Origin of the sequence: Autumnicola musiva, assembly GCF_031846585.1 — a bacterium.
Taxonomy (GTDB): domain Bacteria; phylum Bacteroidota; class Bacteroidia; order Flavobacteriales; family Flavobacteriaceae; genus Autumnicola; species Autumnicola musiva.
Genome location: NZ_JAVRHK010000018.1, coordinates 57,656 through 67,984 on the forward strand (window position 1 = coordinate 57,656; position 10,329 = coordinate 67,984).

General features: G+C 33.1%; 11 protein-coding genes. 1 reads left to right on the forward strand and 10 read right to left on the reverse strand.

What is annotated here, in order from left to right; all coding sequences use genetic code 11:
• Nucleotides 1-31: 31 nt before the first annotated feature.
• The 9 genes from RM539_RS17115 to RM539_RS17155 all read right to left on the reverse strand — a co-directional run bounded on the left by RM539_RS17115 (nucleotide 32) and on the right by RM539_RS17155 (nucleotide 8,079).
• On the reverse strand, nucleotides 32-979 hold the full coding sequence (locus RM539_RS17115) for a hypothetical protein (protein WP_311504641.1): 948 nt from the start codon (nucleotides 977-979) through the stop codon (nucleotides 32-34).
• A gap of 45 nt (nucleotides 980-1,024) precedes the next feature.
• Nucleotides 1,025-1,567 carry a DUF3575 domain-containing protein gene (locus RM539_RS17120; protein ID WP_311504642.1) on the reverse strand — a complete coding sequence of 181 codons (543 nt, stop codon included), beginning with the start codon at nucleotides 1,565-1,567 and terminating at the stop codon, nucleotides 1,025-1,027.
• Between the two features lie 223 nt (nucleotides 1,568-1,790).
• Nucleotides 1,791-2,381: a hypothetical protein gene (locus RM539_RS17125; protein ID WP_311504643.1), complete on the reverse strand. Its 591-nt coding sequence runs from the start codon at nucleotides 2,379-2,381 to the stop codon at nucleotides 1,791-1,793.
• Nucleotides 2,378-2,782, reverse strand: coding sequence for a hypothetical protein (locus tag RM539_RS17130; protein ID WP_311504644.1), 405 nt, complete (start codon nucleotides 2,780-2,782; stop codon nucleotides 2,378-2,380). Before RM539_RS17130 ends, RM539_RS17125 begins: the two co-directional genes overlap by 4 nt.
• Before the next feature lie 719 nt (nucleotides 2,783-3,501).
• Entirely contained in the window at nucleotides 3,502-3,912 is a 411-nt protein-coding gene (locus RM539_RS17135) for a plasmid mobilization protein (RefSeq protein WP_311504645.1), read from the reverse strand.
• Between the two features lie 635 nt (nucleotides 3,913-4,547).
• Complete coding sequence (locus tag RM539_RS17140; protein ID WP_311504646.1) at nucleotides 4,548-5,495, reverse strand: replication initiation protein; 948 nt, start codon at nucleotides 5,493-5,495, stop codon at nucleotides 4,548-4,550.
• 57 nt (nucleotides 5,496-5,552) lie between these two features.
• Nucleotides 5,553-5,837 carry a helix-turn-helix domain-containing protein gene (locus RM539_RS17145; RefSeq protein ID WP_075327663.1) on the reverse strand — a complete coding sequence of 95 codons (285 nt, stop codon included), beginning with the start codon at nucleotides 5,835-5,837 and terminating at the stop codon, nucleotides 5,553-5,555.
• A gap of 102 nt (nucleotides 5,838-5,939) precedes the next feature.
• Complete coding sequence (locus RM539_RS17150) at nucleotides 5,940-6,812, reverse strand: hypothetical protein (RefSeq protein ID WP_311504647.1); 873 nt, start codon at nucleotides 6,810-6,812, stop codon at nucleotides 5,940-5,942.
• 1 nt (nucleotide 6,813) lies between these two features.
• Nucleotides 6,814-8,079: a tyrosine-type recombinase/integrase gene (locus RM539_RS17155; RefSeq protein ID WP_311504648.1), complete on the reverse strand. Its 1,266-nt coding sequence runs from the start codon at nucleotides 8,077-8,079 to the stop codon at nucleotides 6,814-6,816.
• Between the two features lie 433 nt (nucleotides 8,080-8,512).
• Here RM539_RS17155 and RM539_RS17160 point away from each other — a divergent pair, with 433 nt between their 5' ends.
• Complete coding sequence (locus RM539_RS17160) at nucleotides 8,513-9,778, forward strand: site-specific integrase (RefSeq protein ID WP_311504649.1); 1,266 nt, start codon at nucleotides 8,513-8,515, stop codon at nucleotides 9,776-9,778.
• A gap of 224 nt (nucleotides 9,779-10,002) precedes the next feature.
• On the opposite strand, the gene RM539_RS17165 is transcribed toward RM539_RS17160, so the two are convergent.
• On the reverse strand, nucleotides 10,003-10,200 hold the full coding sequence (locus tag RM539_RS17165; protein ID WP_311504650.1) for a hypothetical protein: 198 nt from the start codon (nucleotides 10,198-10,200) through the stop codon (nucleotides 10,003-10,005).
• Nucleotides 10,201-10,329 lie beyond the last annotated feature (129 nt).

The following is a 10,329-nucleotide window of genomic DNA, read 5'->3' on the forward strand; positions in this document are numbered from 1 at the left end:
TCTTCTGTTAAGTTTTAATATGCAGTTTATTTTAACCCTGCCATTTTATACTATATTCTCCGGTAGGCGCAGTCTCAATCCACCTACCTTCAATAATTTTTTCTTCTCCAGTTCTATTGTTAATTAAGGTAAGCTCATAAGAAACCTGACGTTTTCGCCATTTCTGTTCAATGTAAAATGAAGATTGGCCTGCAGGAATTGCAACTGTTTCCATTTCTTCATAACCATGAGGGTTTATTGAAGAATATTTTCCATACAACCTTTTTTCCCCATTAAAATAAAGTTCATTGTTATAAATATCAGTGGGCACTTCAACCATAATTGAGTCGTTCTCTATCCATACAAATGCATCCTTTTTGGAACTTAAAAAAATAGAATGTTTATCAACGTCAATTCCTCCATAGGGAGACACAGTGAACTCTTGGGACTGCGGTCCATTAAATCTGTAAGTTGTTCCTTTTTTTACAAAAAGAGAATCACCATCATTTTCTTTTAAATTAAATTCTATACTGTCAAATTGATATCCTTGAGATTTCTTCTGAAATACTTCAACCTCTTTGACTTCCTCTCCTGATTTCAGCAATACGGTAAAACTAAATTCTTCACCGGTACTGTTTTCTTTTAAAAAAACTTTGAGCGAAGATGGCGTGCCTCTGGTAATGACAAAACCTTTACTATCCCACAAAGCCTCAATTTTGCCCTCAACTTCTAAAGATAATACTGAATTTTCTTTTATCATTTCCCCATCTTGCGAATAGGTGCTTCCCTGGATAGTAACATTGCCATTTTGGTTTCGAACCTCCGCAATTTGCCAGTCACTATTAGAAAAGGTTATTTCTGTTTCGCCACCTTCTGCCTCCATTTCAATGTAGCTGGTTGATGGTTGTATGGTAGGTATTTCATCATCATTACTACAAGAGATTAAGCCAATTAATAAAAATAAAGCGACGAATATTTTAGAAAATTTACTGTTTTTCATTTCAAGTTTTTTTTCAATAATTATTTATTCTATTCTCTAGATATATTAGAATCGATAACCCAATTTAATTCCATAGCGAATAACCTGATTGTGATCCGTTTTTTCGGCATTAAAAAGTTGTTTTCCATACCCAAAATTAGCTTCAACAATAAATCCGCTTTTGGTGACCCATTTACTACCTAATCCTAAACCAAGGGATAAATCATATACATCTGAGCCTTCAGTAAAAGTTAGCCGCTCCTCAGTATCATAGACTTTTTTGCCGTCAATTGAACTAAACATTCCAAATCCTTCCAGAAAAAAGCCTGCAGCATATTTTCCCCCAAAATACCTTCTGTAATATGGTGTGAGAGAATAATTCATGTCTTCATCCATTTCCTCAGTAAACAAATAGACCCCCGAAATTCCTAACGATGATTTACTATTTAAATTTCTTTCATAAACTGCTTCAACTGATCCACTAAGTAAAGGTTGGATTACGTCAATTTTTATTTCGTTGTTTTTTGGGTATGAATTTATTTGTTCATTTTGCGCTTTAACGCCGAGAACCGACAAAAGCATCGCAGCAATAAATAAGAAATTTTTCATTGAAAGTTTTTAATGATATTAAAGTAAAGAATACAAAAAAAATTTATTAGATTAAATCTTCAATATATTAACAGGTATAGGGCGTAGTTTTATTTATTTGTTACGCTCTAGGTTGTTAAAAATTACAGGAAATTTTATTTTAATCACAACCGAAATCCTTATCTAAAGAGAATTAGCTAAAAAACATGCCTATTAAATAAACAATAAGTTGAATGATATACTATCATCGCTTTCTTCTTAACTCACCCTTATATACTATTCCAAGAACTTCAGAACCATCTTTAGAAAGCACAAAAGTTTCTGTTCGTTCCTGCCTGGTATTTAATTTGGGATTGAAAAAAGAGAAGTTAGTCACTCCCTTTTTAACCAGAACAGCATTCTCATCCTGATTTTCATACTTTCCTAATGCTACTGCTTTTTGATCTTGGTTTTTTTTCAGTGAAAGCAGAGCTTTCTCTAAGCCATTTTCATAAAGTTTTATTACCGATTTATTAGCTGAGATTTTTGCCAGGTTATCAACATTTGAGCGATCTAATGATTTATTTTCTTCTTTAGCCGATTGTATATTTGATTTGAAACTTTCAATTGATTCTTCTTCTTTCGCAATTCTCTCCTGGAATTTGGTTTCTATAAATGAAAGGCTGTCGGCTATGGTAACATCAGACATTTCAATGCCTAAAATATCTATTTTAAGGTCTGTTTTAACTCCATTAGAGGTGTCTTCTAAATAGTTTATAATTAGCAGTTCTTGGCTTCTTGTTTCTGTTCCGCAGGAAAATAGCATTGCGGTAAGGAAATAAATTACTTTTTTCATACGTGAGGATTTAGAATATCTTTTTTAATAAGGTTATTGAGGTATTTTATCTCGGAGAGGCTAAGATTAGAACAGGAAAGTTTTTTAATAATGGAAATGGGCTCTATCTCCTCTCTGATATTTTTAGGAATGGGGTTTGGCGCGTTTAAAATTATTTTTTGAATGTCGCCATTGAATAGAACTCGGACCTTCCGGTTTTCATCCAGTAAATGAATTCCGCATTTGAGGATTTCATCCTCCTGAAATTTATTCACCATTTTTGATATCCGTTTTGACGAGTATTTATCCTGGCCTTCTTCAATTAATTCCACGGCATATTCAACATCATCAGGATGCCTGGCCAGGCTTTTTAATAATAAAATTTCTTCAAAGCAGTAATTTTGCAATCGAAAAGTTTTCATAGGCTAAGTTTAAAAGGTTAAGTCAGCTTTTGATCTTGAAGCTCACGCATAAAAAAAGCGTGGAACTGCAACTTGTCGGTACTAGAGGTATCGCCAGACACCCGCACACCAAACAAGAGCAGCCCACGCAGTAACGTGGGCGCCTTGCTTTGATATTGGTGTGCATAAAAACTGGCGATTTTCTAGTACCAAAATCAAAAGCTAAACGCTTAAGAATTTTATTTTATAAAAAATATATTTTTTATTCTATAGATTATATTTTTAGGATTTATAAAATTTAGTTTCTATTCTTTATTAATTAGTTTTTGGATTTCCAGGTATTTATCTGGAGATCTCTATCAAAGATAAGAATTGTTTTTTATCAAGCCACGTAATACTTTAATCTATGAGTTATGCGAATATTTTTTCCAACAAAGTTGGCAAGTCGTTTTTGGGAGTCATAAATTGAAAATTTGTGGCCACAAATACACATCTTGCAGACCAAAACGCGGAAATTAACATTTCAGTGTTTTTGAGATGTGCAAGATGTTTGACATTTTATTGCAACTAAAAACTTTTCGCATAAAATTTACATTTCACTCTTATAATATCATCTAAGCCGTTATTGCACAAATTGAATAATCTATTCTGTTTCATTTCCAAGCGTGCCGGAAAAAAATAACTTCATTCTGATCTATTCAAATACATTTCCAAAAAATATAGAAATTATTCTATATTTTTTATTTTATCTTTTTTAGTTCCTTCTTCATTATTCCGTTCAACTCGGTCATTACCAAAACGTATTTATAAAAAAGCTTATTAAATTCCTCAACCTCTTTAGCTTCAGCCCTTCCCTGGTTCTTTAAATAATTTAAATAGTTTGTGGCTTGATTAATATTCACTCCTACTTTATTGACAGCCCCAGTATATCGAAAGAAATGCTCTATAATATCTTTAGGATTAAAAGCCGTACTGCCTTCGCTCAAAGCCCGACGCCTTAAAAATTCTGAAACTGATAGATTTACAGTATTTGCTTTATCCTTAATTGATTCAAATTCTTCAAGACTTACCCTAGCCTTCACGATTTTGCATTTAAAATCTTTTTTAATTTCTGGTTTATAAAGTTTTTTTCTCTTCTTTCTTTGTTCCACCTTTTAAAATTTTCGAGTTGCGAGTAATTTTTTTCTCCGGCTAGGTCGGCAAGTCAGTTTTTGTAAACCATAAATTGAAAATTTGTGGACACAAATACACATCTTGCAGACCAAAATCCGGAAATTAACGTTTGTGTTTTTTGAAATTTTCCAAATTAATTTGATGCATATTTTATTTTTTTCATTCCAATGCTATTGTGAAACTAAATTTTTCCGGCTTCTGAAAATAGAAATGAAGGTAACTTAATGCTTACTTAAATAATGTTTGGACGAGGGTTCCGTTCCTATATTTCACGAAATATTTGATCCAAAAATTTTCAATCTACCAAGTTTTACTTTTCAACCATTTCTCAATTTTTAAATTTTTTAAATAGCTGAAAAAGTTATCTTTTTTTTCTTTTCAAAAGCATTTTTTTTAAATATTCTTCTATAACCTTGTAAAGACTTGTGGGTTAACCTTATTGTAGTCGTCGCTCAGCTCTTGTGTTTACAGGTCTTAACAGGTTTAAATCACACATAATGACGAAGTTTTAAAAGTAAAATCACACAAAATGACGAAGTCAATCACACAAAATGACGAAGTTCAAAGAATATATCACACATATCTTTTTTTTAGTGTGATTTGATTTCTTTCCTTATATCGCTTTTAATTCTTTCAAAATTACTGCGTTCAATAAGTTGATAATATCTTTTTTTGTTTTTTTACCCGTTGTTAGATCATCGTCCAATCTACCGAATCTTTTATAAGCCGTATATAATTCGTCTGCATAAGCTATAGAATCGCTATATACTTGAGCCCTATCATCTAAATACCGTGGAAAATATTGATTAAGGAAATTATACACGAAGGAGTAATAATCGCTTCTTACTTGTCGGTTTTTCTTTCCAATATGGATGTTTCTATGAATTTTAAAAACGATATCAGTATACTTCCCACCTTCTTTTTTAAGAGTATATTTAAAGAAAACATCCGCCGATTTTTCTAGTTGTTTTTGTGAATCCTCCAAAACTCGAGTTCTTAAGTGGGATATTTGCTTGTATTTATTTTCTATAGACATTAATCTCCTGAATTCTTCAATTTTACAGTCAAATCCTCCCCTATCAGCCCACCTACAGCAAAGTTCATATAAACGTTTAGAATAATAAGAGGTCAGGCTTATAGCGATTGTTTTTTGAAATTTAGTATATCCTCCCCCTGTATAACAGAAGAACCTACTAGCCTGGGAGGGAACCATAAAAGAGATAAATTCTGAATTTCGCTCGTATTTTAAACCACTCACTAGAGACGTTACGTTTGCCTGGATCTTATCAGGTTTTTTACCGTTTGGAATGCTTAATTCAAATTCCACTTGCTTTCCGGCTAAAGATTTTATTGCTGATTTAATGCGTTTATAATTTCGGTTCTTATCTAAGGTTTTCAACTTAATAGTAACTTCAGATTCCACATATTTCTGATTTAAATCCTTACTCATTGATTTTTGAAGTTGACTAAGAATTGTATAAATAATATTTTTCTCCAGATTGGACAGGGTAAATCTAGCTGTGACGATATGATTTGGTTGTTTTATGTATTTTTCTTTCATTACCTCAGAAATCAATTACTATTGCTTAAAAACCTAGTGTTTTAAAACACTACATTTCTACCTTTTGTATTTAATTGATTTCACTTCTGATAAAGCTTTCTGAAATTCTTCTTCAGAAATAAAAATTCTACGGCCGATCCTTTCAGCCTTGACTTTACCATCAGTAATCCAGTTTCTAACTGTTAGCTCTGCCACTCCGCAATTCTGAGCTAGTTCCTTTACAGAATGTTTTTTTGGTTTACGATTGGCCGCTTGAAGATTATTAATTTTATCCTCCAATCGTTGGAATGCATTAAAAAGGTCTTCCCTGGTGATTCCGTGTACTTGAGTTATTTTTTCCATTACCTTGAGTTTTAAATTCAAGGCTAAATTGTACTATTAAGTATAAAAAAATAGCGAATAACCGTTACGGAACGGGTTCCAAGTATTATAAATAAGGCCTAATTATGGGTAAATAGGATGGGTTGTGTTGTGAAGTTCACCAATTAAATCTTGTCTTTTTGGATAATTTTCTCTTAAAGTTTTTTCCACAATTTCAGCATCTCGATAAGTAAAAGGGTCTCGAGATCTTACTTCTTTTTTCTTATTTTCAATAGCATTATAGAAATCACTCCATCGCTTCCAACCTTTAAAACCGTACTTCTTCGCTAAATTCTCACACTCATTCATAATAGACGTCGTATCAATTCTATCTTCAATTCCACCTTTTATGAGAATTAAATGGTACAATACAGCTTGAGGCAAAGTACCTCCCCATTTATCAGCTTTGGTGAGTGGATTGATTGGTATAGTACTATCAAACTCAGAATTAAGATATTCATAAATTTTGCAAAAATCATTATAAACTTTCAATGCGAAATAAATTGTTTCTTCTAAGTCGCTATCAATCAACCTATTCCTTATCTTTAATTCCCTTTGATCAAAATCTGGCTCTTCCTTTATTTCTTTAATAAATTTGTTTGATCTTTCCTTCCTTACTTTATCTGCATCATACTTTTTTATGAAACTAATACGCATATAGGAGTGACGAACTGGATAACTACTAAGGGATTTGTTTAAACCGATGATGAAATTCCCAAGCTCCTTTAGTTCCCAATAAATAAAATCATTTCTCTTTTTATTTGAATTTTCAGGGTCCAATTCTGTTATATTTGGAAACTGAATTAATTCATAATAAGCCATGGCTTTGATTGGAAAATATTCGTTTTTATATGTTTTCCAATTCCATTCCAAAGCCCAAAAATTTAAAAGGATGATTAACTTTTCCTTGATCTCCTTACCGTCACTCTCCACTATAACATCTGATAAATCATCCATATTATTCAACTCTTTTAAGCGGTTCAAAACTGATATTAAAAGTATTGACAACGGCTTCTTTTTTGGCTTCATCATCCACCTGATAATATTGGTTTAATGTTTTTAGATCCTTATGGCCGGTAATTTTAGAAATAAGCTTATCGCTTTTACCCTCACGCTTAAGCATTGTGATAAAAGTCCGTCTGGCGGTGTGTGTACTTACCCGCTTATAAAATGGCATTGTTTGTCGATCAACACTTTTCCCTCTAGTTACGTTTTTTTCGACTTCCCAGGTGTACCCAGCCTCCTCAAAAATATCTTTGATATAATCGTTATGACGTTGGTTTGTAATGAGCGGCAAATTGTAATTGTATTTCTTTAGAATATATTCCGATAAATCATTCAATGGAATTGTTCTGGCTTCCTTCTCCGCGCCTTTCTCTTCTTTTAGATGTAAGTTACCATCGTAGATATTTTTCTTTGATACAAGGCTTAATTCACCGAATCTCAAACCTGTAACGCAGGAAAAAACGAAAACATCTCGGACACGTTCTAAATATTTTTGTTTTGGTTTAAAATTGTGATCCATTAACTTCTGAAGATCTGATTTTTTCAGCGCTATTTGCTGAGTTACGACCTTTGGAATTTTCTTTATTTTTTTAAATTCTTCATTGTAAGTATAGCCATTTTCTAATGCCCAATGCATGAATGTTTTAAATAGTCCTAAATTCCTGGAATAGGTGTTATTTACGTGCCCCTTAGTTTCCATACAGTAATAAGTAAATTCAGAATGAAACTTACTATTAATGGCATTAAAATTTAATTTATACCCTGTTTCTGATTGAAAAGATTTTAATAGATTTTGAATATTATTATATCTCTTTTCTGTAGATTTTTTCCACTCCTGGTTTTTCTTCTTCTGATCCATAAAAACCTCAAATGCATCGAAGAAAATATTCTTTCCTGTAGGTGATTTTTTAAACTCCTCATCGAAAGCTGTCTTTAAAACTTGGGAAGTAAAATCCTCTTGCATTTCTATACATCGCGAACGAGTATTTTTAAAACAACTTTCATATCTCCCTAACTGTGTTTTTATAGAGCCTCGATTGATTGCTTTATTCTTCCCACGCATTACAGGCATTTTATTCGTTTGATCCCAATGAATAGGTGCAATTTTTTCTCCGGTAGAATAAACGAATTTCCTACCTTCCTCTTTAAAGTAACAAGAGAAGTAAATTAAGGACTCGCCAGTAGTTTTAGCTTCCTTAAGATAAAAAGTTGAAGTCATATAAATATCCTTTTGAAATAGGTGACAATACAGGTGACAAAATCGGTGACAATTTTACCCATACTTACTATCAAAAGTAAATTATATTAAGTTATAAAACAAGCTGTAAGCAAAGGTTTTAACCACTTATTAGTACAGTATCAATAAACTGAATTATAGTATATTCAATAGCCTCCGACTCCACTTTTTGAGTAGCAAACTCAATCAAAAACCCCGGAATCCTAGGATTTACGGGGTTTTTCATTTTATTTAATCTCCTTTGATACCAAATAGGACTAAATTATTTGTGTGCAATCCGGTGACCAATTTTTTCTTTAAAAATTGCACACTGGATAGAATAAAATCACTGTATACCAACTCTTTACAAAATATTAAAGTTTCAATTGGTGTATGCTTTTTTTGGTCTTTAAAACCAATTTTAAAGACCAAAAAAATGCACACTCAATACCAGCTCTCATTTTTCATCAGAAAAAGCCGAAGCAAAAAGACTCCCGACAGTGATGTTTATATGCGAATTACCGTTAATAATAAGCGATCTGATCTAAGTATAAGCCGAAAAGTCGATCCCAGGAAATGGAGTTCTAGTTCTGAAAGAGCCTTAGGGAAGAGTCCCGAAGCGACAGAACTGAATAATTATATTAATGTTCTAAAGAATAAGATCAGGAACATACACCAGGATCTAGTTGAAAAGAATAAGACTGTTTCTTCAAAAGCTATTCTTGATGAGTTTAAAGGAGTGAATAAAAAGAAGCCTAAGATGACCCTGGAGGCATTTAAAGAGCATAATGAACAGATGGATCGTCTTTCAGGTAAAAGTATATCTAAGAGTACTGCAAAACGATACTGGACCTGTTATAATCATGTGGAGCAATACATCAATGAAGAATATAAGGTAGATGATTACCCCATGAATGATATCAATCACCAGTTCATCTCTAAATTTGAGTATTTTCTTAAGACTAAACGGGAATGTAATCATAACTCCTCATTAAAATACGTAAACAACTTTAAAAAAATTGTGCGGATAGCCCTGGCAAACCAGTGGATGGACCGCGACCCGTTTTATAATTACAAGGTTCAGTTTGAAACCGTGGAACGAGAATTTTTAAACGAAGAGGAAGTGAAAACTTTAATAGAAAAAGATCTTCACTTGGATCGGCTAAAACTGGTTAGAGACATGTTTGTTTTTAGTTGTTATACCGGATTATCTTATTCAGATGCGAAAAAATTATCAGAGGCTGATATCACTATTGGAATAGATGGCGGTAGGTGGATTAGGACAAAGAGAACCAAAACCAAAACCAAAACCCTTAGCAGCATTCCTATTTTACCTGTAGCTGAAGAAATTCTGGAGCGTTATAAAGATCATCCGGAAGTAAAAGGAGGAGAATTTATTTTACCTCTATTAAGTAATCAAAGATCCAATGCATTTTTAAAAGAAATAGCAATGATGTGCGGGATAAGAAAACCCCTTACTACCCACGTAGCGCGGCACACATTTGCAACCACCATAACTTTAACAAACGGGGTTCCTATAGAATCTGTAAGCAAGATGCTTGGTCACAAAGATCTGCGAACCACCCAACACTATGCTAAGATCGTAGACCGAAAAATTAGTGATGATATGAAAGCGTTAAAAATTAAATTGGCAGAAAAAGAAGCGAAAAAACCTACAGATCATAAAAAGAAGAAGGATTAAGAATAAAGTTTAAAATAGGAAAATCTTTAATTGTTTAGACCAATTATCAAAAGCAAAGTTCTGGCAGCTCTTCTATTCTGTAGCCTTCACCAAAAGTGAAGAAATCTGAGATAAAAAAGAGGGTGCAGGATGCTCCTAATTTTTCAAGTCAGCTATTTTTCTATTTTCTAAAAGGGTCAGCATCCGCCGGAATGACAGCACCTAAAAGGTAGTCTTCAGAGGGGTCAGCTTAGTCCTGAATATCCAGCAACTTCTCGACACCTCATAAGGGGTTCACTTTTGTTCATCTCTTTTATCCATACCTGACCAATTCTTGACTGGCCGTTTCCCAAACGCTCAATACCATGGCTCTTTACCAAAGCACCTTTGGGTGGTTTAATGCCTTCTCCTAAAAGACGACATTGGTAGGTCGGTCCTACCATCTTAATTATAGTTCACAATGTCTATTTGTTGCCGGTCATTGCTTGCTCGGCACACTATCGCAAGTTATGGGAGTAAGGACGCGGACTTGTCGGCTTAGTTATTTTCTTTATTGGTTTCTAAAATTACAA